Origin of the sequence: Oleiagrimonas sp. C23AA, assembly GCF_011759385.1 — a bacterium.
GTDB lineage: Bacteria > Pseudomonadota > Gammaproteobacteria > Xanthomonadales > Rhodanobacteraceae > Oleiagrimonas.
On the sequence record NZ_JAARLY010000004.1, the window covers coordinates 1 to 24,365 of the forward strand.

Sequence of the window (24,365 nt, forward strand, 5' to 3'; positions counted from 1 at the left end):
GACATTTCGTCCGAGGTGAGCCGCTTATCTTACACCAGATTCCGTTGCCGTCAACACCTTTTCGAAATCTTTTTTCGAGCCGTCGACCGAGGCCAACGTGGTGTTTCCGGCCGCCTAACGGTGCGTTGTCAGCGGCAGGGGGGCGAATATTAGAGACCGTCCCCGATCTTGGCAAGCTCTTTTTTCAACTTTTTTTCACAACGTTCGCTTACGGGCGCTGGTCGACCCGTAAGCGACTGATTTCACTATTCAGGCAACCAGGCGCACGCGGGCGAAGTTGCGTTTGCCGATCTGCAGCACACCCTCGAAGCCGGCCTGGAAGGTCTGTTGGGCATCTTCGACCACTTGCGAGTCGATGCGCACAGCCCGCTCGCGGATCTTGCGGTTGGCTTCGGAGTTGGATTGGGTCAGCCGCGCTGCGGTCAGCAGTGCCGGCAGCCGCAGGCCTTCATCACTCACCTGGATCTCGTCCAACGGCAACAGTGAGGTGTCGCCCTGCCCGCGCACCACCGCATGCCAACCGGCAATGGCCTGCTCGGCCGCCGCGGCCCCATGGAAACGGGCAGCCAGTTCACGGGCCAGGCGCAGCTTCACGTCGCGCGGGTTCTGCGTGCCGTTGGCGACATCGGCCGCGAGCGTGGCCAGCTCCTCCAGCGAGACGTCGAAGCTGAGCAGCTCGAACCAGCGCCACATCAACTCGTCGCCAATCTTCATGGCCTTGGTGACGATGTCGATGGCCGGTTCATTGATACCGATATAGTTGCCCAGCGACTTGGACATCTTGTTGACGCCGTCCAGGCCCTCCAGCAAGGGCATGGTCAATACCACCTGGGGCGGCTGGCCGTAGTGCTCCTGCAGCATGCGCCCCATCAGCAGATTGAACTTCTGGTCGGTACCGCCGAGTTCGACATCGGCCTTGAGCGCCACCGAGTCGTAGCCCTGCACCAGCGGATACATGAACTCATGGATGGCGATCGGCTGCTGCGCGGCATAGCGCTTGGCAAAGTCGTCGCGCTCCAGCATGCGCGCCACGGTGTGGCGCGAGGCCAGCCGGATCATGTCGGCCGCGCCCATCTGGCCGAACCACTCGTTGTTGAAACGCAGTTCGGTCTTGTCGCGGTCCAACACCTTATAGACCTGCTCGGCGTAGGTTTCGGCGTTGACCTTCACATCTTCCGGTGTGAGCGGCTTACGCGTGGCGTTCTTGCCGGTGGGGTCGCCGATCATGCCGGTGAAGTCACCGATCAGGAAGATCACCGTGTGCCCCAGGTCCTGGAACTGGCGCATCTTGTTCAGCAGCACCGTGTGGCCCAGATGCAGATCGGGAGCGGTGGGGTCGAAACCGGCCTTGATGCGCAACGACCGCCCCTGCTTCAGGCGTTCGGTCAGCTCCTCCACCTTGATGATCTCATCCGCGCCGCGGCCGATAAGAGCCAGTGCCTGCTCAATGTCGTTCATGGGTTCCTCTATATAGGGCATGGTGACAGTCGGGTTTCAATCGAACGAAAAACGACTTCACCGAACTGAATCGAGTTAATTGGCTGTTAACCAAAGCTGCCTCGCAACATCTTGAAAAGAAAGGCGTTGACGGGCTTTACACAGACTGGCTATGGTACCTGTCGTCGCATTACTTTCACACTTCAAACGGGCGCGGGGAGCACGATGGGTCAGCAGCACAGCGGGCGTCTGGCGCACAGCGCAAGGCGCGAAGCCATTCGCCGCAAGGCGCAACGCCGCCACGAAAACTTCTATAAACGCTGTGCGCACTGGTCGCTGGGCCAGGGTGACACCGCCACCTCCCTGAACTGGAAGCGCGAACACTGGATCCTGGCCGGCACGGCGCTGCTGGTGGTGCTGCTTTCGGCCGTGGTGATTCCGGCCTGGGCCAACGCCATGACACCGCCGCCGGCGCCTACGGTACACCAGGTCACGGCGCTGCCGCTGCCCAAGCTTCCCGAATCGGCCAAACAAGCCCCGTTGCCGGCACAATGGCACACCGTGCATGTTCAGCCGGGGCAAACCCTGTCCGACATTTTCCAGTCGCAGGGGCTGAACTTCTCCGACCTGCAGCAGGTGCTGTCCTCGGCCAAGGATGCGCAGGTGCTGCGCAATATCCACCCGGGTGACGAGTTTTCGTTCCTGATTGGTCCAGGCGGCGCCTTCAAGGGCATTCGCTTCGACCAGGACGACACCCACCGCGTGGTGATGCGCGTCAACGGCGATGCCATGACCCACAAGGTGGTGGCACGCGAGCTGGAGCGCCGCGAGCACATGGCCAGCGGCGTGATCACCTCGTCGCTGTTCGGCGCTGGCGCCAAGGCGGGCTTGAGCGAAGCGATGATCGTGGAGCTGGCCGATGTCTTCAAATACGATGTCGACTTCATCAAGGACATCCGCAAGGGCGACCGCTTCACGGTGATCTACGACGATGTCTACCGCGATGGCGCCTACCTGCATCATGGCGACATCATCGCCGCCGAGTTCTACAACCGTGGTCAGCGCTACACCGCCTATCGCTTCAAGAAACCCGATGGCAGCTATGCCTACTACGACGAGAGCGGCCGCCCGCTGCAGCGCGGCCTGCTACGCACGCCGGTGAAGTTCAGCCGCATCTCCTCGCGCTTCAGCCTGGCCCGCAAGCACCCGGTGCTCGGTTACACGCGCGCACACAAGGGTGTGGACTACGCTGCGCCCACCGGCACGCCGATCCACGCCGCCGGCAACGGCACCATCACCTATCGTGGCTGGGCGCGCGGCTTTGGCAACTTCATCAAGATCAAGCACAACGCCGAATACACCACCGCCTACGGCCATATGTCGCGCTTTGCCAAGGGCCTGCATGTGGGCAGCCACGTCACCCAGGGCGAGGTGATCGGCTTTGTCGGCATGACCGGTCTGGCCACCGGCCCGCACCTGCATTATGAAGTGCGCGTGTACGGCAAGCAGCGCAATCCGCTGACGGTGACCATGCCCAAGCCCAAGCCGCTGGCGCCGAAGCTGCTGGCCACGTTCAAACAGCGCATCAAGCCGATGGTGGCGCGCATCGACGCCATGGATCACGACATGCGTCTGGCGATGAACACCCCCGGCAAGAACGGCGCCTCCGCCGGCATGCAGTAAGCGCCCATGCCGGACCGCGATGCGCTCTTCATCGGGCTGATGTCCGGCACCAGCGTGGATGGCATCGATGCGGCGCTGTGTCGCTTTGAGGGTAGCCAGGTGCAGACGCTCGCCGCGCACAATCACGCCTGGCCAGAGCGGTTGCGTGAGCAGCTGCTGGCGGTGGCGCAAGGCGAGCGCCAGCTGGACCTGGATCGCTATGGGCAGCTGGATGTGGCAGTGGGCCAGCAGTTTGCCGCCGCCACGCTGGCGTTGCTCAAGCGCGCCGGGGCCGCCGCCGCCGAGGTCACCGCGATTGGCTCACACGGCCAGACCATCCGCCACCGCCCCTATGGCGACACGCCTTTCACCTTGCAGATTGGCGATGCCAGCGTCATTGCCGAGCGTACCGGCATCGACACCGTGGCCGATTTTCGCCGCGCCGATGTCGCCGCCGGCGGCCAGGGCGCACCGCTGATGCCCGCCTTTCATGCCGCCGTGCTGGGCGCCGACAGCGCCTGCCAGGTGGTGTTGAACCTGGGCGGCATTGCCAACATCACCGTGCTCGGCGCCGACCGGGTGCTGGGGCTGGATACCGGTCCGGCCAACGGTTTGATGGACGCCTGGTGCCAGCGCCATACCGGCCAGCGCTTCGACGCCGGCGGTGCCTTTGCCGCCAGCGGCAAGCATGACGACGTGTTGCTCTCGGCGATGCTGGCCGACCCCTATTTCTCCCAACCGGCGCCCAAGAGCACCGGCCGCGAATACTTTCACCTGGCCTGGCTCGAGCGCTTTGGCGTGGCGGCCCTGGCGCCGGCCGACGTGCAGGCCACGCTGCTGGCGCTGACCGCGCAAAGCGTGGCCGACGCGGTGCACCGGCATGCGCCGAACAGCACGCGCGTACTGGTCTGTGGCGGTGGCGTGCACAATGAGGTACTGATGCAGGCGCTGACCGCGGCGTTGCCGGCGCGGCGCGTGCAAAGCGTGGCCACCATCGGCCTGGACCCGGATCACGTGGAAGCGGCCGGATTCGCCTGGCTGGCCATGCGCCGACTGCGCGGCCTCCCCGGCAATCTGCCAGCGGTTACCGGCGCCGCCGGGCCTCGGCTGCTCGGCGTGTGTTATGCCGCCCCTCGCCCAGTGCGATAGCCGAAACAGCGCCTTCCGTCCTATCGCTATCAGCCACGTCTAATCCAGGCGCCCAGCCATACACTCGATTAGACAGCGCGAACGCTAGTCCTGGCTTGCGCTGTCCTCGCGGCGAGCGCCAAAACCGTCGGGCGTACTGGCCATCGCTTCCAGTGCAGACTGGAAAGCGGCCGCCTCATCGGCGTCCCAGGTGCCGCCCAGGTGGGCGATGTCCTGCAGCTCGCGGCTGTGTTCGCCAAAGCCTTCGCCATCGGCCAGACCCAGGCCATGGCGCAGCGCGTGCAGGACGACGTCGTTGATCGACCATCCGCGCTCGCGTGCCAGCGTCTTGATGCGCTCGGCCATGGGGTCATCAATGTGGCGTACCAGAATGTCCGACATGGCGCCCTCCCGCGCCGTGAGCCCTCAGTCTGCCTGTGCTTGCCGCCGCCGGTTCAGCCGCGGCCACAGCCAGGCCATCAACAGCAGTGTAGGCACAATCGAAACTGCACTGAATACGAAAAAGCCTATATAGCCCCACGCCGCCACAATGTATCCGGAAACGCCGCCCACCAGCTTGCCTGGCAGGAACGCCAGCGAGCTGAGCAGGGCGTACTGCGTGGCGGTGTAGTGCTTGTCCGACAATCCCGACATGAACGCCACTAGCACCGTGCCGGCAAAGCCCTGCGAGATGTTGTCGCCGGAAATGGTCGCCACGAAGGTCCACAACTGGCCCGGATACACCGCCATCAGAATATAAAGCAGATTGGACAGCGCCAGCGCCAGTGCCGCGATCACCAGCGTGCGGCGCATGCCCCAGGCGGCCACGGCCACGCCACCGGCAAAAGCGCCGGCGATGCCGACCCACACGCCGTAAAGTTTGGACACCGTGGCGATGTCGCCGGTGGTAAAGCCCGAGTCGATGTAGAACGGCCCGGCAATGACGCCCAGCATCTGGTCGGGCAACTTGAACAGGCCGACGAAGGCCAGCAGCGCCAGCCCCAGCGCCCAGCCATTGCGCTGGAAGAAGTCGCGGAACGGCTTGATGTAGTCGGCACGCAGATCGACCTTGTGCACGCCCTCGTCGCCGGGCGGCACCGGTTCGCGCACCAGCAGCGTGGTCACCGTCGGCACCACCGCCAATGCCGCCATGGTCAGATAGGCTACCTGCCAGGAAATCTCCGACAGGAACAGCGCCACCGCGCCGCCACAGATCAGGCCGATGCGATAACCCAGTGTGGAAGTGGCCGCCAGCGCCGCCTGCGCCTCGATGGGTGCGATTTCGATGCGATAGGCATCGATCATGGTGTCCTGGGTGGCGCCGGCCAGCGCCGTCAGGCCCACCAGCACCAGGAACAGCGGCACCGAATGGGCGGGGCCGACCACGCCCATCGCCACCAGCCCGCCGATCAGCAGCAGCTGCGCGGGAAACAGCCAGCCGCGCCGGCGCCCCAGCCGCCCGAACAGCGGCAGGCGATGCGCATCAAGCAGCGGCGACCAGACAAACTTGAGCACGTACAAGAGGCTGATGAAGCTGACCAGGCCAATCGGCCCCAACCCCCAGCCGGACGTGCGCAGCCAGATCGACAGCGTATAGCCCACCAGCAGAAATGGCAGGCCCGAGCCGAAACCCAGAAAGAACAGCGTCAGTGCCGACGGCGTCTTGAAGGCATCGATGACGCCACGCCAGCCGCGCGGCTTGGCAGGAGCTGTATCGGTCACGTCAGGCGTAGTCCACGGTGAACGGGGCGTGGTCGGAGAAGCGCTCGTCGCGATACACCGCGCAATCGGTCACGCGCTGGCCCAGCGCCGGCGTCACCACCTGGTAATCGATGCGCCAACCCACGTTGTTGGCCCAGGCCTGGCCACGGTTGGACCACCAGGTGTATTCGTTGTCGGCATCGGGTTTCACAGCGCGGAAGGCATCGACCCAGCCATCGCCATCGATCAGGCCGTTCATCCAGGCCCGCTCCTCGGGCAGGCAGCCCGAATTTTTCTGGTTGGACTTCCAGTTCCTGATGTCCTTCTCGCTGCGCACGATGTTCCAGTCACCACACAGCACGTAATCGCGCCCGGAGGCCAGCCACTCGGCCAGAATTGGCGCGAACCAGTCCATCATGCGGTACTTGTACTGCTGGCGCTCGTCGCCGGAGCTGCCCGACGGCCAGTACAGCGAAACCACGCTCAGGTTGCCGAAACGCGCCTCGATATAGCGCCCCTCGCGGTCGAAGTCCTCGTTGCCCAGCTGGGTGATCACCTCGTCGGGCTCGCGGCGCGCGTAAATGGCCACGCCCGAATAACCTTTTTTGCAGCGCGCATCGTGATAGAAGCAATGGTGACCGTCGGGGCGATACATTGGATCGGTCAGCTGATCTTCCTGCGCCTTGGTCTCCTGGATGCAGACCACATCGGCCTGCTGGGCCTCAAGCCACTGGAAAAAGCCCTTGCGGCCGGCCGAGCGGATGCCATTGGCGTTCAGCGAAATGATGCGCATGAGTCTCCCGGAAAAAGCGTCTACGAATAAGCGACACACCGTGTCGGCATGCCCAGCGCGCATCATAGCAATGCACGGCACCGCTGCGGCCGTGGCGGCATGATCGGCTACCATCGCAGGCAACGGCCCGAACTTGGCAAAAAGGAAACGCGATCCGTGCAAGCCTTCCAGCGCGACTTCATCGACCTGACCCTGCAACGCGGCGTACTGCGCTTTGGCCAGTTCACGCTCAAGTCCGGCCGCGTCAGCCCGTACTTCTTCAACATGGGACACATCGACAGCGGCCGCGCGCTGGCCGAGCTGGGTCGTGCCTATGCCCATGCCGCCATCGAAGCGGGCATCGAGTTCGACATGCTGTTTGGCCCGGCCTACAAGGGCATCCCGCTGGCCTGCGCCACCGCCATCGCGCTGGCCGACCAGCACGGGCGCGATGTGCCGTTTGCCTACAACCGCAAGGAAGCCAAGGCCCATGGCGAAGGTGGCACGCTGGTCGGCGCGCCGCTCAAGGGCAAGGTGCTGGTGGTCGATGACGTGATGACGGCCGGCACCGCGGTGCGTGAGTCGCTGCGTCTGATCACCGAGCACGGCGCCACGCCGGCCGGCGTGCTGATCGCCATGGATCGCCAGGAACGCGGCCAGGGCGAGCACTCGGCGGTGCAGGAGCTGGCCGCCGAATACGGCATGCCGGTGGTGGCCATCGCCAGTCTGGCCGATGTGCTCGAGTACGCCGGCGAGCGTGAGACACTGCGCGAAGCCCATGCGCAGCTGCTCGATTACCGTCGCCAATACGGCGTCGAGGCCTGAAGCGACGCGCGCCAGCGCCCATGGCTATACTGCAACGAACCAGGAGACCTGTTTCCATGCGCCACACGCGGCTTGTCGCCACCATTGCAGCCACCCTCGCCCTGGCCGCGGGTGCTTCGGCGCGCGCCCAGCACGGCAAGGCCGATGCCTACCACTACCGATGGACCGACAGCCACGGCCAGGCGCATTACAGTGACAGCCTGACCCAGGACGCCATCAACCACGGCTACCAGGTACTCAACAATGCTGGTTTGGTGGTGCGCAAGGTGAAGCGACCACTGACCGCCGCCGAGCGGGCCGACGCCGAGGCTCGCGATCAAGCCGCGGCCGACAAGCGCGATGCCGACGCCCGCCGCCAGCGCGAGGATGCGCAGCTTCTGGCCGCCTATCCCACCTACGCCGACTTCAAGACGGCGCAGCAGGCCGAGCTCGATCACCTGGATCAGTCGATCCACACCACGCAGTTGAACCTGAGCACGCAGGAGCAGGCATTGTCAGACCTGCTCAACCATGCCGCTGACCTGGAAAGCGCCAACAAGCCGGTGCCCAAGTTCCTCAACGACCGCATCGCCAAGCAGCGCAAGGCCGTGCGTGAGCAGCGTGACACCCTTTCCCATCTTCAAGATGAGCGTCGCCAGGCCAGTCAGCGCGAAGCCAAACAGCTGGAACACTACCGCCAGCTGCGCGATGCGCAGGATGCACGCGATCATGACCAGGGCGATGGTCACGCGGACGACTGAGCCGCGGCGCGTTCCTGCCAAGTCATGGCACAAAAAAGGCCGGCCCGCAGCGGGCCGGCCTTTTTTTCATCGTCGCCTAGAGGCGAAGGTCGAACCTCAGAACGGCAGCTTCAGTTCCGGGTCGACCGCCTTGAGCTGCTCGCGGAACGCCTTCTGCACGCGCTTGAGCGCCGCGGCGCTGTCGGCATCAAAGCGCAGCACCAGCACCGGCGTGGTGTTGGAGGCACGGATCAGGCCCCAGCCATCGTCCCAGTCGGCACGCAGGCCATCGATGGTGGTCAGGCGCGCGCCCTCGAACTGCGCCTTTTCGCGGAAACGCTCGATAAAGGCATAGTTCTCGCCTTCTTCGGTGGCAATCTTCAATTCCGGTGTGGACACGCCGTTGGGCAGCGTGGCGAAAATCTGCTCGGGGGCGCGGCCTTCCAGATCGCCGGCCAGAATCTCCAGCAGACGCGCGCCGGAATAGATGCCGTCGTCAAAGCCGTACCAACGCTCGCCGAAGAAGAAGTGACCGCTCATCTCACCGGCCAGCGCGGCCTCCGTCTCGCGCATCTTCGACTTGATCAGCGAGTGACCGGTTCGCCACATCAGCGGACTGCCGCCGGCCTGCAGGATTTCAGTTTGCAGATGGCCGGTGCACTTCACATCATAGATGATGGTGGCACCGGGCTGGCGCGACAGCACATCGCGCGCGAACAGCATCAACAGGCGATCGGGATAGATGATCTCACCCTCGCGGGTGACCACGCCCAGGCGGTCGCCGTCACCATCGAAGGCCACGCCAATGTCAGCGCCGGTCTGCTTCACCGACAGGATCAGGTCTTCCAGATTCTTCGGGTCGGACGGATCCGGATGATGGTTGGGGAACTGGCCGTCCACCTCGCAGTACAGCGGCACCACTTCGCAGCCGATGGCCTCCAGCACGCGCGGCGCCACGGCACCGGCGATGCCGTTGCCGGCATCGACCACCACTTTCAGCGAGCGCTCGGCCGATACGTCCTGGGCGATGCGATCGACATAATCATCCAGCACCTCGACCTGGCGCAGCCCACCGCGCGTCTCGGCCTTGTGCAGGCGATTCTCGGCGATGCGCTCGTACAGATCCTGGATCGCTTTCTCCGACAGCGTCTGGCCGCCGACCACGATCTTGAAGCCGTTGTAATCGGGCGGGTTGTGACTGCCAGTGACGGCCACACCCGAACCGGTATTGAAGCGGTAGGCGGCAAAGTAGATCACCGGCGTCGGCGCTGCGCCGATGTCGATCACATCAATGCCGGCATCGCGCAGACCCTCGGCCAGCGCGCCGGCCAGCTCCGGCCCGGACAGGCGGCCATCGCGACCGACCACGATTTCCGTAAGCTCGCTTTCGGCCATCAGCGAGCCGATGGCCTGGCCGATCAACCGCGCGACCTCAGCGTTGAGGGTCTTGCCAACCACGCCGCGAATGTCATAGGCGCGGAACATGTGCCGGTCCACGGAGACCGTTGCGGCCGGCTTGGCCGGCTCGGCCACCGGCGCCGGTTTGGCGGCGGACTTGGCGGCGGCTTCCTCGGCCGCCATCTGGCGGGTTACATCTGACAAGGTCGGTTCCTCTATTTCCGTGGCATTTGTAGATCTGGGCGCCCTGGCGCGATACCACAGCAGCGCGCCGGCACCGAACAGGCACAACAGGCCGATCACGGCGGACAACGGCCATGGCCGCGGCGCCATCACAAACGGCACCGGCAGCGCGGTGGCGATGCTCAGGTCACTGTCGGGAACGCCCTTGCGACTGGCTCCCGGCTCGGCCGTGCTGGCGCCATGAGCGGCCAGCACCCAGCCATCGCCGTCACCTTCGCGCAATTCGACGCGTCCCGGCCCAGCATCCACCTTAGCGAATGCCTGCTGAAGCGGGGCAAAAGGCCATTGCAGCCAGGCATAACCCAGCAGCTGGCCATTCGAGCTTACCGGCTGCACCAGGGTCAGCGCGCGGCTGCCGCCACGGTGGGTGGTTTCAAATTGGGGCGCATGTCGCCGGGCCTGGATATCGATCAGCTGCGCGGCCTTGGCATAGCCAAAATGATGATAATTGCCGGCGTCTATGACTTCGTCCAGCGAGGCGCTGTAGAAATCCACCTGGGTCACGCCGGGCAGCAGCTGGCGCGCTCTGGCGGCGGCCGCCTGCCGCCCCCCCTCGTCGCCACTGACCAGCGCCTGCTGCACCACGCCGTCGGCCAGCATCTGCTGAACCTGGCTGCGCTTGTCATGGATGTAGCTGGCAACCACTTTTTCGGCATGCGCACCCACCTGCCGCATGCGCTGGCTGGCCTGGGCGTCGTCCATCATTACCCAGGCCTGCCACACCAGGAACAACCCCAGCAGGCCCAGCAAGGTGGCGCCGGCCAAGGCCAGTGGATGCCACCAGGGTCGCGCCGCGCGCGCGCGCGTTTTCCCGCTTCGTGCCTTCACATCCCCTCCCCCCTGAAATCCCCTGATGCCTAGCCTACCCCCGTGGAACCAAACCCTCCATCGCCACGGGTAGTGGGTGCAAATGTATCGACCACCTTGAATCGCGCCTGCGACACCGGCACGAACATCAGCTGTGCGATGCGATCGCCAGGTTCGATGGTGTACGAGGCCTGGCCCCGGTTCCAGCACGAAATCATCAGCGGGCCCTGGTAATCGGCATCGATCAGTCCGACCAGATTGCCCAACACCAGGCCATGCTTGTGACCCAGCCCCGAGCGCGGCAGCAGCAGCGCGCACCAGTCCGGATCGCCGATATGAATGGCCACACCACTGGGTATCAGCGCGCTTTCACCGGGCGCCAGGGTCAGCGCGGCCTCGGGGGCGGCACGCAGGTCCATCGCCGCGCTGCCATCGGTGGCGTAGGCCGGCAGCGCGATGCTGTCACCCAGTCGCGGGTCGAGGATCTTCAGCTCGACATCAATCATGCATTGCTTTCCTTGACTTGCAGGCGCTCGGCCACCAGCGCCACCAGCGCCTCGGCCAGCGCCTGTTTGGAGGCACGCGGCAGTACCTTCTCGCCATCAGCCCAGTACACCGTCAGCGCGTTGTCGCAGGTCTCGAACCCCATGCCGTTGCCCACCTGGTTGGCGGCGATCATGTCCAGGCCCTTGCGCTCGAGCTTGCAGCGCGCGTAATCGGCCACGTCATGGGTTTCAGCGGCAAAGCCGACCACGAACGGCCGCCGCTCGAGCGCGGCGACATCGGCGACGATGTCCGGGTTTTCGGTGAGGTTGAGCTGCATCGGCGCACCATCGCGCTTTTTCAGCTTCTTGTCTGCAACCTCGGCGACACGGTAATCGCCGACGGCGGCCGTGGCGATGTAGATGTCGGCCTCGGGCGCCTGCGCCATCACCGCCTCGTGCATCTGGCGTGCGCTGCGCACATCGATGCGCTGGGCCATGCCGGCGGGCGTGGGCAGGCTGACCGGTCCGGCCACCAGGGTTACCGAGGCGCCGGCGGCAGCCGCTGCTTCCGCCACGGCAAAGCCCATGCGCCCGGAGCTGCGGTTGCCGATGAAACGCACCGGATCGATGTCCTCGTAGGTGGGCCCGGCACTGACCAGCACCCGACGCCCCTGGAGTGCGCCACCGGCAAAGCGGGCCGCCAGCGCCTCGCGCAACTCCAGCGGCTCGAGCATGCGGCCGTCACCAACATCACCACAGGCCTGGCTGCCGCTGCCCGGGCCCAGAATCGCCACACCGTGCTTGCGCAGCACTGCTACGTTGGTCTGCACAGCCTGATGCGCCCACATCGCCTGATTCATGGCCGGCGCCACCGACACCGGCGCATGGCTGGCCAGGCACAACGTGGTCAGCAGATCGTCGGCCATGCCATGGGCCAGACGCGCCAGCAGGTCGGCCGATGCCGGCGCGATGAGAATGTGCTCGGCCCAGCGCGCCAGTTCGATATGTCCCATCGCCGCTTCGGCCGCGGCATCCCACAAGGCGGTGCGCACCGGATGGCCCGACAGCGCCTGGAAGGTGGTCGCGGTGACAAAGTGGGTGGCGCCCTCGGTCATCACCACGCGCACCTCGGCGCCGGACTCACGCAGCCGACGGACCAGATCGCAGGCCTTGTAGGCGGCAATGCCGCCGGATACTCCCAGCAGGATGCGGCGTTGGGCGAGACTCATGTCGGAACACACTGACGAAGGACCAAGCCCCTAGCTTACCGGATTCACCCGGCTGCGCCGCTGTCCGATGTACCGCCATTGCAGGGATACTCAGCTGATGGACCGCACTGAACCCCACGGCTTGCCGCCGGCATGAGTATTCAGCACTGGCCCGAGGGCGAGCGTCCGCGTGAGAAGCTGCTTTCACGGGGCGCCGGCGCTCTGTCCGACGCCGAGCTGATCGCGGTATTGCTGGGCTCGGGCGTGCGCGGCAAGGACGCCGTCGCGCTGGGTCGTGAACTGCTGGCGGCGCATGGCGGCCTGGCAGCTCTGCTGGCCAGTGATGCGCCACCCCAGGCCACTGGACTTGGGCCGGCCAAACGCGCCCGCCTGGGCGCGGCGCTGGAACTGGCCCGTCGCACACTGGCCGAACCGCTGCAACGCGGACCCGGCCTGGGTGGACCGGCCGACAGCGCGGCGTTTCTGAAAGCCCAGCTGCAGCATCGCCCGTACGAGGTGTTCACCTGCCTGTATCTGGACAATCGCCATCGCGTGCTGGCCTTCGAGGAGCTGTTTCGCGGCACCATCGACAGTGCCAGCGTGCACCCACGCGAAGTGGTGCGTGCCTGCCTGGCACACAATGCCGCGGCGGTGATCTTCGCGCACAACCACCCGTCGGGTGTTGCCGAGCCCAGTGCTGCCGATCGTGACATTACACAGACCCTGCGCCGGGCGCTGGAACTGGTCGGCGTGCGCGTGTTGGACCACCTGGTGGTCGGGGCTGCAGCGCCGGTGTCGATGGCCGAGCGCGGCCTGATCTAGAAGAAAGGCAAAAAAAAACAGCGGCGAGGCCACCACACCTCGCCGCCGCCTTGGGGGAATCAAGGAGCGCCCCACACCGCACTCCTTGGCGCCGGCAAACGGGGGAGAACGCCGCCGGACGCCGCGCATTGTGCGCAGCGCCCGTGACAGGCGTATGACGTATGCCTTCAGCCGCCTTGCCAGCAAGTTATTCACAATCGCCGCAAAGAGGCAGTTGCTGCCAATTGTTAGACATGATTGCGACATCAATAATTCAAGTATTTGATTATATTTGATATTGCAATGCGGCTTGGAAAGTTTCTTAGTCCCAAAAGCCGCATCATCACGTGGGTCGGCATCTTGCTCACAGACTTATCCACAAGTTCGTCCACCGCTGTGCCCAACGCAAGGATGATTCTCCCAAGTGCCCGAGGCTGTTAGCATTACCGGTCCTGTACAAGACCCATCCCATCTCGTGAAACAGCAGCTACGTGAACTGGTACTGCAGGCGCTTGTCGCACTGCAGCAAGACGGCACCCTGCCCGCCGACCTTAAGACGCCCGACTTCGTTATCGAGCGTACGCGCAGCCGCGAGCACGGCGACTTCGCCTGCAACGTGGCCATGACCCTGGCCCGCGCCGCGCGCCGCAAGCCACGCGAGATCGCCGAGGCGGTGGTCGCCAAGCTGCCCGAGAACACGCTGCTGGCCAAGGTGGAGATTGCCGGACCGGGCTTCATCAACTGCTTCCTGTCGGCCCAGGCCTATCATCAGGAACTGCGCCAGATCATCGCCCAAGGCGACATCTACGGGCGCAGCCAGACCGGCGCCGGTCATCACGTGGGCGTCGAATTCGTCTCGGCCAATCCCACCGGACCGCTGCACGTCGGTCACGGCCGCAACGGCGCGCTGGGCGACTGCATCAGCCGCCTGCTGGAGGCCACCGGCTGGAAGGTGACGCGCGAGTTCTACTATAACGACGCCGGCGTGCAGATCCAGAACCTGGCCATCTCCACCCAGGCCCGTTGCCGTGGCTTGGCGCCGGGCGACGCAGGCTGGCCGGAAGATGGCTACCGCGGCGACTACATTGCCGAGGTGGCGCGCGCTTATCTGGCCGGCGAGTCGGTGGTGGCCGACGATCGCACCGTCACCGGCGCGGCCGATGCCGAAAACCTGGAGGCGATCCGCGATTTTGCCGTGGCCTATCTGCGCCGTGAGCAGGATCTGGACCTGAAGGCGTTCGGCATCCACTTTGATGTCTACTTCCTGGAGTCCTCGCTCTACACCCAGGGCAAGGTCGAAGAAACCGTCAAGCGCCTGACCGAGCGCGGCCATACCTACGAGGAAGGCGGCGCGCTGTGGCTTCGCAGCACCGACTTTGGTGACGACAAGGACCGCGTGATGCGCAAGTCCGACGGCACCTACACCTATTTCGTGCCGGACGTGGCCTATCACCTGTCCAAGTGGCAGCGCGGCTACGAGCACGCCGAAACCGTGCTCGGCGCCGATCACCACGGCTCACTGGCACGCGTGAAGGCCGGTTTGCAGGCACTGGACGCCGGCATTCCGAAGGGCTACCCGGACTACGTGCTGTATCAAATGGTCACGGTGATGCGCGGCGGCGAGGAAGTGAAAATCTCCAAGCGCGCCGGTAGCTACGTGACCCTGCGCGAGCTGATCGACGAGGTCGGCAAGGATGCCACGCGCTACTTCCTGATCTCGCGCAAGGGCGATTCGCAGCTGGTGTTCGACATCGACCTGGCGCGCTCGCAGTCCAACGACAACCCGGTCTATTACATCCAGTACGCGCATGCGCGGGTGTGCTCGGTGCTGCGCCAGTGCCAGGAAAAGGGCCTGAGTTTCGACCTGGAAGCGGGCCTCGCCGCGCTCGATACGCTGGGCAACGAACACGAACAGGCGCTGATGAGCGAGCTTTCGCGCTATCCGGAAATGCTTGAATCGGCCGCCGCCAACCGCGAACCGCACCTGATGGCCGGCTGGCTGCGCGAACTGGCACAGGCACTGCACACCTATTACAACTCGCACCAGTTCCTGGTCGACGACGATGCCGTGCGCCAGGCCCGACTGGCGCTGGTGGTGGCCACGCGCCAGGTGCTGCGCAACGGTCTGGATGTGCTGGGCCTGTCCGCGCCGGAAAGCATGTAGTAAGCCCGCGACGCGTACACTTTCACTCGAATCTTCCGGAGATACACCTACATGGCGGCACGCAAAGGCAAGGGCAGGCAGGCAGTTCGCAACGGCGGCTGGCCGGCCTGGATCTGGGTGGTGATCGGTCTGGTCATCGGCGCCATCGGCATGGCCGCGGTGATGCGCGGTGGTTATCTGCCGATCACGCGCAAGCACGACGGCCCCACGCCCAATCCGCAGGCCACCGCCCAACGTGGCAGCGAACCGGGCGTCGCCGACCAGGCGCAGAAGAAACCCAGCTACGACTTCTATTCGGTGTTGCCGGAGAAGGAAGTGGTGATCCCCGATGCGGAGATCTCCAAGCAGGCCAAGGCCGAGTCCGGCAACGCGTCGGCCAACACCGCCAGCAGCCCGGCCAGCGCCGGTAGCGGCACCGGTTATCTGTTGCAGGTGGGCTCGTTCCCCAGCGCCTCGGATGCCGACGCGGTGAAGGCCAAGCTGGCGCTGCAGGGCTTTGTCGCCAACGTGCAGCAGGTCACCGTCAACGGGCAAACCTGGAACCGCGTGCGTCTGGGGCCGTACAAATCGGCCTCGGATCTGGAAGCGGTAAAGAAGAAGCTCACCGCGGCCGGTATCCACGCCATCGCGCTTAAAGAAACCCAGTAAGACCCATCCTCTCTCAGGACAGGTCCGAAAAAACACAAACGGCCCGGCAGTAGCTGCCGGGCCGTTTTTCATGCGTCGCCCCAAGGCGTCAGGGCGTTGGCGAACGCTCGGCGAACTGGCGCTTCAGGCCGTCGCCGGTGACCACCAACGCGCCGGCCATCATGTCGTGCAGGGCCTGCTTGCGCGCGGTCCAGCCGGCCAGCATGAAACCGATGGTCAGCGTCAGCCAGGAAACCAGCATGCCGAAGTAGCGCCCGGTGGCGCGACCAAAGCCGATACGACGGCCGGCCTCGTCGGTCACCAGCAGTCCCAGCGCCATCTTGCCCAGCGTGGCCTGGCGCGACGAGGATTCCATGAACGCGTAGTAGAGCCAGCCCACCAGCAGCGCAAACAGGTTGCCGCCGGTGTAGGCCATGTGGTGGTAGCCATGGAAATGATGAAAATCACCGCCCGACCAGTCCATCATGGTCATATGTCCCGGGAAGCCGACCACCGCACGCAACACACCGCAGGCCACCGTCAGCAGAATGCCGTCGATCAGGTAGGCACCGGCGCGGCGCCAGAAACCGGCGTATAGGTCCGGCGCCTGATCGTGCACCGGCAGGGGGCCGGTGAGCCGCGGTGACGTCGCTCGCGCCGTGGCGGAAGCTACCGGCGGCACCGGCGGCGGGCTAGCTTCATCGCGCGTGCCGGCGGCCAACGCCTGGTCCAGTCGCTGCCATTGGCTGCCGCCATGCACGCAGGCATGACTGTCGGCACTGAACTGCCCGCTACTGAGCGCATGTGCGGCGAACGCGGCGCTCACCGGTCCGCAGGTGCGACCGCCATGGCGAATCCAGAAACGGCGCGCGTCAACCTCTTCCAGCGCCACCGCTTGCGCGCCCAACGCTTCCAGCTCGGCCGCCTGCGCGTTCGCCTGCTCGGCGGTGCCGGGTGTCAGGCTCATCGGCACCCGTTCGCGCACGCGCGCCGAGAAGCTGGCCTCATCCAGCTTGAACCACCGCGCCAGCGCCGGCCACATGGCCTCGGCTGCGACGCCGGACATGGGCTCGCCGGTCAAGGTAACCGACCATTGGTTTGTCATGATGTTGCCCCCTCTTGGCATGTCCCCGTGACCGTCGCACTGTAACCGAAAGCCTGCGCCATCCGGATCGGAACCGCTACACTTGAGCACATGAGCATAAAGACAGCCCTGGTGACCGGAGCCAGCTCCGGATTTGGTGCGGCCATTGCCGAACGACTGGTGAACGATGGTTGGCAAGTGGTGATCTGCGGCCGGCGTGCCGAGCGGCTTGAGGCGCTGGCGGCGCGGCTGGGCGCGGACAAGGTGCACGCGGCCGCGTTCGACATCCGCGACGCGAAGGCCATGCGGGCCGCGCTCGATGCCTTGCCCGAGGCGTTTTCCGGCATCGACCTGCTGGTCAACAACGCCGGCCTTGCGCTGGGCACGGAACCGGCGCAACAGGCCGACCTGGCGCAGTGGCGGCAGATGATCGACACCAACGTCACCGCCCTGGTCACGTTGACACACGCGCTGCTGCCGCGCCTGATCGAGCGCCGTGGCGCCATCGTCAACATCAGCTCGATCTCGGCCAGCTACCCGTACAGGGGCGGCAACGTCTACGGCGGCACCAAGGCCTTCGTCACACAGTTCTCGTTGGGCCTTCGCACCGACCTGCATGGCACCGGCGTGCGCGTGACGTCGGTGGAACCGGGCATGGCCGAAACCGAATTCACCCTGGTGCGCACCGGTGGCGATCAGGCCGCCTCGGACCAGCTTTACGCCGGCACGCACCCGATCACCGCCCAAGATATCGCCGAAACGGTGGCCTGGATCGCGCACCTGCCGCCGCACCTGAACGTCAATCGCATCGAAGTGATGCCGACCAGCCAGTCGGCGGCCGGCCTGCAGGCGTACCGCGACACCCAGGCCTGAGCTCAGGCGCGGGTGCTTTCGCTCAAGGGCCTTCCTTGAGATAGGTGTAACCGGTGAGGCCCGCTTCCAAATCGGCGGCGGTGGCCTCGCCGGTGGCCTGATCCATGCCTGCCGAGGCAATGCGCTCGGCGTAGGTTTCGCGCAGTGCGTCCAGGCTGTAGCCGACGTAATCGAGCATCAGGTCGGTGGTATCGCCGCGGCGGATGTGATCGAAGGCAAAGCCGTCACCGGCGATGCGCACGTTGACCGCGTCGGTGTCGCCAAACAGGTTGTGGATGTCGCCCAGCGTCTCCTGATAGGCGCCGACCATGAAAATGCCCAGCCGGTAGGATTCATCGGCGCGAGGCGCATGCAGCGGCAGGCTCACGTCCAGGCCCTCGGCATCGACGTAGGCATCGATGCGACCGTCCGAATCGCAGGTCATGTCGACCAGCACGCCGCGCCGCGTCGGCGCTTCGTCGAGGCGTGCAATCGGCGCAATCGGAAACACCTGGTCGATGGCCCACACATCCGGAATGGATTCGAACACCGAGAAATTGGCGAAGTACTTGTCGACCAGCTTCTCGTCCAGCTCATCCAGCGCCTGGCGATGCGAGCGCTCTTCCGGTTTCAGGCGGCCGCGCACGGCATTGGCAATGGCGTAGTAAAGATCGTCCAGACGCGCGCGCTGGGCCAGATCCAGCTGGCCCAGGGCATACAGCGTCTGTCCTTCGGCCAGATGATGCTGGGCCTCGTGGAACAACTCCAGCGCCGGGCGCTCGCCCAGCGCGCCATGCACGTCGCGCAGATGGCGCAGCACAGCCGGCTCATCCTCGGCCGCCGGCGCCACTTCGCCTTCGGGCACGCGCTCGACCTCGGACACGTTGACCACCAGCACGGCGTGGTGCGCGGTCATGGCACGACCGGCCTCGGTGACCATGTGCGGCATCGGCACGTCCTGCTCGCGACAGGCTTCGGCCAGCGGCTGCACCAGGCTCATGGCGTACTGCTCCATCGAGTAGTTGATGGAGTTGAAACTGCGCGAACGCGTGCCCTCGTAGTCCACGCCCAGGCCGCCACCGGCATCGACAATGGCCAGCGGCACGCCCAGCTTGCGCAGCTCCACGTAGTAACGCACCGCCTCGCGCATGCCGGAGGCGATATCGCGTACATTGGAAATCTGCGAGCCCATGTGAAAATGCAGTAGCTGCAGGCTGTCCTTCAGGCCGGCCTGGTCCAGACGCTCGATCAACGCCAGCACCTGTCGCGGCGAGAGCCCGAACTTGCCCTTGTCACCTCCGGTGTTCTGCCACTTGCCGGCGCCAATGGAAGCCAGACGCACACGCACGCCCAACAGCGGCGTCACGCCCAGCGCGTGCGATTCGGCAATCACGTGTTCCAGTTCGGACGGTTTTTCCACCACGATGTGCACGCGCAGGCCGAGCTGGATGCCGCGCAGCGCCAGGCGCACATATTGCCGGTCCTTGTAGCCGTTGCAGACCACCAGACTGCCAGGACGCGCCAATCCCAGTACCGCCATCAGCTCCGGCTTGGAGCCCGCTTCCAGGCCAAAGCCGGAAGTACCGGCCTGCGCCAGTTCGCCGGCCACGCCACGTTGCTGGTTGACCTTGATCGGATAGACGGCGGTGTAGCCGCCGCTGTAGCCATGCTCGTCCATGGCCCGCCCGAAGGCGGCCTGCAGGCGTTTCAAGCGTTCGGCCAGAATGTCCGGAAAGCGCACCAGCAACGGCAGACGCAAGCCCTGGCTGCGTGCGGTATCGACCACCTCGGGCAGGCTCAGGCTGGGACCGGCTTGGCCGCGCGGGCGCACCACCGCGTGGCCGGCATCATTGACGTCGACGTAGCCGTCGCTCCAGTACGGAATGGAATAGGTGCGGCGGGCGTCATCGAGGGTCCACGAGTCGCTCATCGGCCGTATCTCCCGGGGTTGTCGGTGCCGACCGGCGGTCCAGGCGCGGCAAACAGCGCCGGCCGGTCTGACAGATGCAAGGGGCGTCGCAGCGGCGGGCCTTGACGAAAAACCATCCAGGCCGCCGGAAGCCTTGCACGCCGCGGGGCGAACCTGGAAAGCGTGCAGTTTAGCGGTTCATCGCCGCAGGCGAGAAGCGCAAGTTAGCCGCCGGGGCGCCGATACCGGTACAATCGCGCTCCCCGATCAACCCTTTTGTGTTCAGGATTCCCCATGTCGCAGCCCAGCTGGTTCACCGAAGCGCATCAGGCCTCCGGTTCATCCATCGGCTTTCGTACCGAGCGACTGCTGCACTCGGAAAAGACGCCGTTCCAGACCATCGAGATCCACCAGACCACCGACTGGGGCAAGCTGATGGTGATCGACGGCTGCGTCATGCTGACCAGCCGCGACAACTTCCTGTACCACGAGATGATGACGCACCCGGCGCTGTTCACGCATCCGCGTGCCAAGCGCGTGATCATCATTGGCGGCGGCGACTGCGGCACGCTGCGCGAGGTGCTGCGTCATGAGGAAGTCGAGCACGCCGTGCAGGTGGAGATCGACGAGCGCGTCACGCGTCTGGCCGAAGAGCACTTCCCGGAGCTGTGCGAGTCCAACAACGATCCGCGCGCCGAGCTCAAGTTCATCGACGGCATCAAGTACATGGCCGAGTGCGAGCCGGAAAGCGTCGACCTGATCATTGTCGACTCCACCGATCCGGTCGGCCCGGCCGAAGGCCTGTTCAACGCCGCCTTCTACGCCAGCTGCCACAAGGCGCTGCGCCAGGGCGGCATCCTGGTGCAGCAGAGTGAATCACCGCTGGCGCACCTGGAGCTGATCAAGGCCATGCGTGCGGCCATGCGCACCGCCGGTTTCCACGCCACGCGCACGCTGCCATTCCCGCAGCCTTGCTACCCCACTGGCTGGTGGAGCTGCACCATGGCGCGCAAGGGCGCGGACCTGGCGGGCTTCCGCGAACGCGGCGCAGCCACCAAGAACTTCCCAACGCGCTACTACAACGCCGACATCCACCGCGCCGCGTTGGCGCAGCCGGAGTTCATGCGCGAGGAATTGGGCGAATAAGCCCCAACGCCAATCAAGCAGCAACGTCATATTGAGCCCCGTGGCCACGCCGCGGGGCTTTTCTTTTGCAGACGGCTGACTAGAACTAGAACAGCTTGGTGCGCTGCTTGGACAGCAGCACGATGATCAGTGTGGCCACCGGCCCCAGCAGCAGCGAAAGCAGGAACCAGAGCAGGCCGCTGCGATTCTTGCCCTGGGCCAGTCCGGCATTGACCAGGGCAAGCGTGCCCCAGCCGACGAAAAACGGCGCCCCCTGGGAGGCGAACATCGAAACTTGATCCATCGAGCACTCCGCAGGCCTCGGGGGATGCGCCGGCGTGGAACCGTGCGACGGCAACACCGGGGTGGGTGGCGTCGATTGTAACAAGCCGTTTGTAACGCGCACGGTCATGGGCATGAATGCGCATTGATGCTTTATTCACTCTTCACGTCGGCTGCGTATGCTGGTGCCTTTCTGTGTCTGGAGATCTGCCATGCGCCGCCTGTTCGCCGCGCTCGTCGCCATTGCCCTCGTCGCCATCGGCCTGCCGGTCATGGCCAGGCAGGCCGACGCACCTCAAGCAAATGCCACGCAGAAGTCGCGTGCCCAGGCGCTGCTGAAATTCCAGCATGACCTGGTCAGCGTGCTGGCATTACGCGCCGAGGCACGGCCGCTGATGGGCGCCGCCTTGCTGGCCCGTCCCCTGCAGGATCCAGGCAAGGGCCTGAGCTATCACCGCCTGATCCAGCGCGCGCTGAATGCCGGAGACGCCGGACCGGCCACACAATGGGCGGCCTTGGCCGATTGCGATGCCAAGGCCGGCAACTGCCCCAACGCCGCCGCGCTCAAGGCGCTGGAAGGCGACGATGCCGACAACGCCGCGGTGTGGATGCTGGCCACCGGCGTGCATGCACGCGATGGTGATCGCAAGGGCATGCGCGCGATGCTGCACCGGGCCGCACAGGCGTCGCGCTATGACGACTACACCGGCCGCAGCCTGCAGGCGCTGGCCGATGCGGTGATGACGCTGCCGGTGCCCAAGTCGGTACTGGCCAATGGCCAGCCGCGCGCTGGTGCTCAGGTAATGATCGTCTACGGCCTGGGCCAGACCCAGCCGCTGCCCGGTTTCTCGATGATCGCGCAGCTGTGCGAAAGCGATCAGGACCGCGCCAAGGTCAAGGATGACTGTCTACAACTGGGCCACATTCTCGAATGGGGCAGCCATCCGCTGGCTCGCTCGCTGGGCCTGCACCTGGTGGCCACGCTGAGCGACAAGCCCGATACCGGCAGCGAAGCAGCTACTCAGCGCCGTGACCTGGTCTGGCAAGTGCAGCAGTTCGGCAAGCTCTCGGCGCGCGCGGCCAACGATGCCAAGGTCGCCAACAAGCTGCTGGCCCTGGCCCGCCATGGCGGCACCCAGATGAGCGTGATGCTGGCTGCGCTGCATGCCTTCGACATTCCACAGAACGCGCCGGCCGACTGGAAGGAACCCGACCAGCCACGCGCGACGCCATCGCACTCGTAGTAGGCTCAAGATCACCGGGTACGCGGGAGCCGCACGCATATGCACGCCATTCTCGTTGCCGCCAGCAAGGGCGGTTGTGGCAAGACCACGCTGGTCACCAACCTGGCCACGGCCTTGGCCAATGCCGGCAGGCGCACCGTGGTGATCGATGCCGATCCGCAACGCTCGGCCTATCGCTGGTGCGCGCGCCGTCCCGATGATCTTTCCGGTGTGCTGGCACTGGAGGCCCGCGGCCCGGCGGTGATGGCCAAGCTGCCGCCCGATGCCGACGCGTTGATCATCGATACCCCGGCCGGCACCACCGCGCGGCAACTGGCGCCCTGGCTCGAGCATGTCAGCGCGATGCTGGTACCGGCCCTGCCCTCAGCCTTCGACTTCGATGCCACACTGGATTTTCTCGGTGCGCTTTCGGCGTTGCCGGCCGTAGCCGAAGGGCGCCTGCCGGTGGCACTGGTCGCCAACCGTCTGCGTCCGCGCACGGTCACCTCGCGCAACGCCATCACCGCGCTCAAGGCGCAGTATTTCCCGCTGGTGGCACAGCTTCGCGACAACCAGTCCTACGTGTTTCTGGCTGGACTGGGCAAGGGACTTTTCGACTACCACTCCGAGACCGTTCGCCAGCATCAGGACGACTGGAAACCGCTGCTGCGCTGGTGCCAGCGACACGGCTGACAAGGCCGCCGCGCTGGGGCAAGATGCAGCGCCGCAGGAGATTTACCAACGCCATGCACGAGCTGATACTTCTACGCCACGCCGAGGCGATGTCATCCACACCCGATGGCAGCGATCTGGCGCGCCCCTTGAGCGCGCGTGGCGATGCCGAGGCACGTGCCGCCGGACAGTGGCTGGCCGAGCACCAGGCCCGTCCCGATCACATCCTGTGCTCGCCGGCACGCCGTACCATGAGCACCGCCTCGCAGGTCATCGGCCTGCTCGGCGAGCCACCGGTGCACTACGAGCCGGACATCTACGAGGCCACGCCGGGGCAGCTGATCACGCTCCTGGATGGCTATGCACAGCATCGCAGCGTAATGCTGATCGGACACAACCCTGGCTTGGAGCGGCTGGTCGCGCTGCTGGTCGAGGGCCGCTCGCAGGCCTACCGCGGCATGCCACCGGCGGCCGTGGCCTGGATCAGCCTGGACGGCGATGCGCTGGAACCAGGTGCGGGTCGCCTGCACGCCTTCTGGTCTCCTTAAAGGGCGCGCGCGGTGATGCGCTGGCAGCGGCGGGCAAGCGGGATGCTGGGCGCGCTGCTGTGCATGGCCAGCGTGCATGCACAGCAGCAGCACCGGCCACCGGCGTCGGCAGCCTCTGCGCCCGAGCCGGTCAGCGCTCTCGATCCGGTCAAGGTCAACGCCATCGGCCTGCGCATCGACACCCGCGCTTCGTATGCCGAGTTCAGTGTGCGCCTGTTCTGGCTACGCCACATAGGCGGGCGCTTCAGCAAAGTGCTTGGTCGCGGCAAGCTGCTGCCTGGGCATCGCAACCAGGCGCCGCAGGTGCGGGTGGAGGCATGGGTGCAAGTACAAAGCGTGCAGCTGGACTGGCAGCGCATGCGCAAACAACTGCTCTCGGCCGACTTCTTCGATGCACTGCAATATCCGTACATGCACTTTGTGTCCTCGCCGCTGGCGCTGGACAAACTGCGAACCGGCGGCTCTGTGGAGGGCGCCCTGACCATTCGTGGCGTGACCCGGCATGTACGTTTCCGGTTGCTTCCCACGCAATGCCCCGATCCCGGACAGAAGGCCTGCGCGGTCAGCGTTCGCGGCCAGATCCGACGCTCGCGTTACGGCATGACGGCGCATCGCACATTGCTGTCGGATCATGTGCAGCTGGTGCTGCATATCCGACTGGACGCACTGTCCTAGCGTGGCATTGGCCGACAC

Annotated in this window: 23 protein-coding genes; 13 read left to right on the top strand and 10 right to left on the bottom strand. The window is 65.4% G+C overall.

From position 1 onward, the window contains the following. Window positions 1-249: 249 nt before the first annotated feature. Window positions 250-1,458 carry a tyrosine--tRNA ligase gene (tyrS, locus tag HBF24_RS07875; RefSeq protein ID WP_167171472.1) on the bottom strand — a complete coding sequence of 403 codons (1,209 nt, stop codon included), beginning with the start codon at window positions 1,456-1,458 and terminating at the stop codon, window positions 250-252. A gap of 204 nt (window positions 1,459-1,662) precedes the next feature. On the opposite strand from tyrS, the gene HBF24_RS07880 reads away from it, so the two are divergent. Then, a complete protein-coding gene (locus HBF24_RS07880; protein ID WP_167171475.1) occupies window positions 1,663-3,120 on the top strand; it encodes a peptidoglycan DD-metalloendopeptidase family protein in 1,458 nt (485 codons plus the stop codon). A 6-nt stretch (window positions 3,121-3,126) separates the two neighbouring features. Further along, complete coding sequence (locus tag HBF24_RS07885; RefSeq protein WP_167171478.1) at window positions 3,127-4,248, top strand: anhydro-N-acetylmuramic acid kinase; 1,122 nt, start codon at window positions 3,127-3,129, stop codon at window positions 4,246-4,248. Window positions 4,249-4,332: 84 nt separating this feature from the next. Here HBF24_RS07885 and HBF24_RS07890 read toward each other — a convergent pair whose 3' ends face one another. Genes HBF24_RS07890 through HBF24_RS07900 form a run of 3 tightly spaced genes read right to left on the bottom strand, consistent with a single transcriptional unit; the run spans window position 4,333 to window position 6,721 of the window. Then, window positions 4,333-4,629 carry a hypothetical protein gene (locus HBF24_RS07890; protein WP_167171481.1) on the bottom strand — a complete coding sequence of 99 codons (297 nt, stop codon included), beginning with the start codon at window positions 4,627-4,629 and terminating at the stop codon, window positions 4,333-4,335. A 24-nt stretch (window positions 4,630-4,653) separates the two neighbouring features. Further along, window positions 4,654-5,949: an MFS transporter gene (locus tag HBF24_RS07895; protein WP_167171485.1), complete on the bottom strand. Its 1,296-nt coding sequence runs from the start codon at window positions 5,947-5,949 to the stop codon at window positions 4,654-4,656. A 1-nt stretch (window position 5,950) separates the two neighbouring features. Beyond that, window positions 5,951-6,721, bottom strand: coding sequence for an exodeoxyribonuclease III (locus HBF24_RS07900; protein WP_167171488.1), 771 nt, complete (start codon window positions 6,719-6,721; stop codon window positions 5,951-5,953). Between the two features lie 156 nt (window positions 6,722-6,877). On the opposite strand from HBF24_RS07900, the gene pyrE reads away from it, so the two are divergent. Then, complete coding sequence (gene pyrE / locus HBF24_RS07905; RefSeq protein ID WP_167171490.1) at window positions 6,878-7,525, top strand: orotate phosphoribosyltransferase; 648 nt, start codon at window positions 6,878-6,880, stop codon at window positions 7,523-7,525. A 56-nt stretch (window positions 7,526-7,581) separates the two neighbouring features. Continuing rightward, window positions 7,582-8,265: a DUF4124 domain-containing protein gene (locus HBF24_RS07910; protein WP_167171493.1), complete on the top strand. Its 684-nt coding sequence runs from the start codon at window positions 7,582-7,584 to the stop codon at window positions 8,263-8,265. A 96-nt stretch (window positions 8,266-8,361) separates the two neighbouring features. Here HBF24_RS07910 and HBF24_RS07915 read toward each other — a convergent pair whose 3' ends face one another. Genes HBF24_RS07915 through coaBC form a run of 3 tightly spaced genes read right to left on the bottom strand, consistent with a single transcriptional unit; the run spans window position 8,362 to window position 12,406 of the window. Further along, window positions 8,362-10,713, bottom strand: a complete 2,352-nt coding sequence (locus HBF24_RS07915; RefSeq protein ID WP_343162731.1) for a phosphomannomutase/phosphoglucomutase — start codon at window positions 10,711-10,713, stop codon at window positions 8,362-8,364. 29 nt (window positions 10,714-10,742) lie between these two features. Beyond that, window positions 10,743-11,198 carry a dUTP diphosphatase gene (gene dut / locus HBF24_RS07920; protein ID WP_167171496.1) on the bottom strand — a complete coding sequence of 152 codons (456 nt, stop codon included), beginning with the start codon at window positions 11,196-11,198 and terminating at the stop codon, window positions 10,743-10,745. Further along, window positions 11,195-12,406, bottom strand: a complete 1,212-nt coding sequence (gene coaBC / locus HBF24_RS07925; protein ID WP_167171499.1) for a bifunctional phosphopantothenoylcysteine decarboxylase/phosphopantothenate--cysteine ligase CoaBC — start codon at window positions 12,404-12,406, stop codon at window positions 11,195-11,197. Before coaBC ends, dut begins: the two co-directional genes overlap by 4 nt. A 132-nt stretch (window positions 12,407-12,538) precedes the next feature. On the opposite strand from coaBC, the gene radC reads away from it, so the two are divergent. From radC to HBF24_RS07940, 3 genes are all read left to right on the top strand, one after another. After that, complete coding sequence (gene radC / locus HBF24_RS07930) at window positions 12,539-13,207, top strand: DNA repair protein RadC (protein WP_167171502.1); 669 nt, start codon at window positions 12,539-12,541, stop codon at window positions 13,205-13,207. 454 nt (window positions 13,208-13,661) lie between these two features. After that, the gene (gene argS, locus HBF24_RS07935) at window positions 13,662-15,350 is read left to right on the top strand and encodes an arginine--tRNA ligase (RefSeq protein WP_167171505.1); all 1,689 of its coding nucleotides are present in this window, start codon (window positions 13,662-13,664) and stop codon (window positions 15,348-15,350) included. Window positions 15,351-15,401: 51 nt separating this feature from the next. Continuing rightward, a complete protein-coding gene (locus tag HBF24_RS07940) occupies window positions 15,402-15,998 on the top strand; it encodes an SPOR domain-containing protein (protein WP_167171508.1) in 597 nt (198 codons plus the stop codon). An 88-nt stretch (window positions 15,999-16,086) separates the two neighbouring features. On the opposite strand, the gene HBF24_RS07945 is transcribed toward HBF24_RS07940, so the two are convergent. Then, window positions 16,087-17,043, bottom strand: coding sequence for an RDD family protein (locus HBF24_RS07945; RefSeq protein WP_167171510.1), 957 nt, complete (start codon window positions 17,041-17,043; stop codon window positions 16,087-16,089). 129 nt (window positions 17,044-17,172) lie between these two features. On the opposite strand from HBF24_RS07945, the gene HBF24_RS07950 reads away from it, so the two are divergent. Further along, window positions 17,173-17,934, top strand: a complete 762-nt coding sequence (locus HBF24_RS07950) for an SDR family NAD(P)-dependent oxidoreductase (RefSeq protein WP_167171513.1) — start codon at window positions 17,173-17,175, stop codon at window positions 17,932-17,934. Window positions 17,935-17,956: 22 nt separating this feature from the next. Here the strand turns inward: HBF24_RS07950 and speA are convergent, their stop codons facing one another. Next, complete coding sequence (gene speA / locus HBF24_RS07955) at window positions 17,957-19,843, bottom strand: arginine decarboxylase (protein WP_167171516.1); 1,887 nt, start codon at window positions 19,841-19,843, stop codon at window positions 17,957-17,959. A gap of 273 nt (window positions 19,844-20,116) precedes the next feature. On the opposite strand from speA, the gene speE reads away from it, so the two are divergent. Beyond that, window positions 20,117-20,968, top strand: coding sequence for a polyamine aminopropyltransferase (gene speE, locus HBF24_RS07960; RefSeq protein ID WP_167171519.1), 852 nt, complete (start codon window positions 20,117-20,119; stop codon window positions 20,966-20,968). A gap of 85 nt (window positions 20,969-21,053) precedes the next feature. Here the strand turns inward: speE and HBF24_RS07965 are convergent, their stop codons facing one another. Continuing rightward, window positions 21,054-21,251: an antitermination protein NusB gene (locus tag HBF24_RS07965; protein ID WP_167171522.1), complete on the bottom strand. Its 198-nt coding sequence runs from the start codon at window positions 21,249-21,251 to the stop codon at window positions 21,054-21,056. Between the two features lie 190 nt (window positions 21,252-21,441). On the opposite strand from HBF24_RS07965, the gene HBF24_RS07970 reads away from it, so the two are divergent. Genes HBF24_RS07970 through HBF24_RS07985 form a run of 4 tightly spaced genes read left to right on the top strand, consistent with a single transcriptional unit; the run spans window position 21,442 to window position 24,347 of the window. Then, window positions 21,442-22,473, top strand: a complete 1,032-nt coding sequence (locus HBF24_RS07970; protein WP_167171525.1) for a hypothetical protein — start codon at window positions 21,442-21,444, stop codon at window positions 22,471-22,473. A 39-nt stretch (window positions 22,474-22,512) separates the two neighbouring features. Continuing rightward, window positions 22,513-23,145, top strand: coding sequence for a ParA family protein (locus HBF24_RS07975; RefSeq protein WP_167171527.1), 633 nt, complete (start codon window positions 22,513-22,515; stop codon window positions 23,143-23,145). 53 nt (window positions 23,146-23,198) lie between these two features. Continuing rightward, on the top strand, window positions 23,199-23,672 hold the full coding sequence (locus HBF24_RS07980) for a histidine phosphatase family protein (RefSeq protein ID WP_167171530.1): 474 nt from the start codon (window positions 23,199-23,201) through the stop codon (window positions 23,670-23,672). Between the two features lie 15 nt (window positions 23,673-23,687). Continuing rightward, on the top strand, window positions 23,688-24,347 hold the full coding sequence (locus tag HBF24_RS07985) for a YceI family protein (RefSeq protein WP_240922362.1): 660 nt from the start codon (window positions 23,688-23,690) through the stop codon (window positions 24,345-24,347). Window positions 24,348-24,365: the final 18 nt, after the last annotated feature.

What these genes read in the sequence shown, in the direction of transcription:
- speA (WP_167171516.1), bottom strand. Translation starts at nt 19,843, where the DNA reads ATGAGCGACTCGTGGACCCTCGATGACGCCCGCCGCACCTATTCCATT.
- HBF24_RS07980 (WP_167171530.1), top strand. Translation starts at nt 23,199, where the DNA reads ATGCACGAGCTGATACTTCTACGCCACGCCGAGGCGATGTCATCCACA.
- HBF24_RS07880 (WP_167171475.1), top strand. Translation starts at nt 1,663, where the DNA reads ATGGGTCAGCAGCACAGCGGGCGTCTGGCGCACAGCGCAAGGCGCGAA.
- HBF24_RS07885 (WP_167171478.1), top strand. Translation starts at nt 3,127, where the DNA reads ATGCCGGACCGCGATGCGCTCTTCATCGGGCTGATGTCCGGCACCAGC.
- tyrS (WP_167171472.1), bottom strand. Translation starts at nt 1,458, where the DNA reads ATGAACGACATTGAGCAGGCACTGGCTCTTATCGGCCGCGGCGCGGAT.
- HBF24_RS07970 (WP_167171525.1), top strand. Translation starts at nt 21,442, where the DNA reads ATGCGCCGCCTGTTCGCCGCGCTCGTCGCCATTGCCCTCGTCGCCATC.
- HBF24_RS07975 (WP_167171527.1), top strand. Translation starts at nt 22,513, where the DNA reads ATGCACGCCATTCTCGTTGCCGCCAGCAAGGGCGGTTGTGGCAAGACC.
- HBF24_RS07900 (WP_167171488.1), bottom strand. Translation starts at nt 6,721, where the DNA reads ATGCGCATCATTTCGCTGAACGCCAATGGCATCCGCTCGGCCGGCCGC.
- coaBC (WP_167171499.1), bottom strand. Translation starts at nt 12,406, where the DNA reads ATGAGTCTCGCCCAACGCCGCATCCTGCTGGGAGTATCCGGCGGCATT.
- HBF24_RS07950 (WP_167171513.1), top strand. Translation starts at nt 17,173, where the DNA reads ATGAGCATAAAGACAGCCCTGGTGACCGGAGCCAGCTCCGGATTTGGT.
- HBF24_RS07910 (WP_167171493.1), top strand. Translation starts at nt 7,582, where the DNA reads ATGCGCCACACGCGGCTTGTCGCCACCATTGCAGCCACCCTCGCCCTG.
- HBF24_RS07940 (WP_167171508.1), top strand. Translation starts at nt 15,402, where the DNA reads ATGGCGGCACGCAAAGGCAAGGGCAGGCAGGCAGTTCGCAACGGCGGC.
- HBF24_RS07985 (WP_240922362.1), top strand. Translation starts at nt 23,688, where the DNA reads ATGCGCTGGCAGCGGCGGGCAAGCGGGATGCTGGGCGCGCTGCTGTGC.
- radC (WP_167171502.1), top strand. Translation starts at nt 12,539, where the DNA reads ATGAGTATTCAGCACTGGCCCGAGGGCGAGCGTCCGCGTGAGAAGCTG.
- dut (WP_167171496.1), bottom strand. Translation starts at nt 11,198, where the DNA reads ATGATTGATGTCGAGCTGAAGATCCTCGACCCGCGACTGGGTGACAGC.
- speE (WP_167171519.1), top strand. Translation starts at nt 20,117, where the DNA reads ATGTCGCAGCCCAGCTGGTTCACCGAAGCGCATCAGGCCTCCGGTTCA.
- HBF24_RS07945 (WP_167171510.1), bottom strand. Translation starts at nt 17,043, where the DNA reads ATGTCCGGCGTCGCAGCCGAGGCCATGTGGCCGGCGCTGGCGCGGTGG.
- HBF24_RS07890 (WP_167171481.1), bottom strand. Translation starts at nt 4,629, where the DNA reads ATGTCGGACATTCTGGTACGCCACATTGATGACCCCATGGCCGAGCGC.
- HBF24_RS07965 (WP_167171522.1), bottom strand. Translation starts at nt 21,251, where the DNA reads ATGGATCAAGTTTCGATGTTCGCCTCCCAGGGGGCGCCGTTTTTCGTC.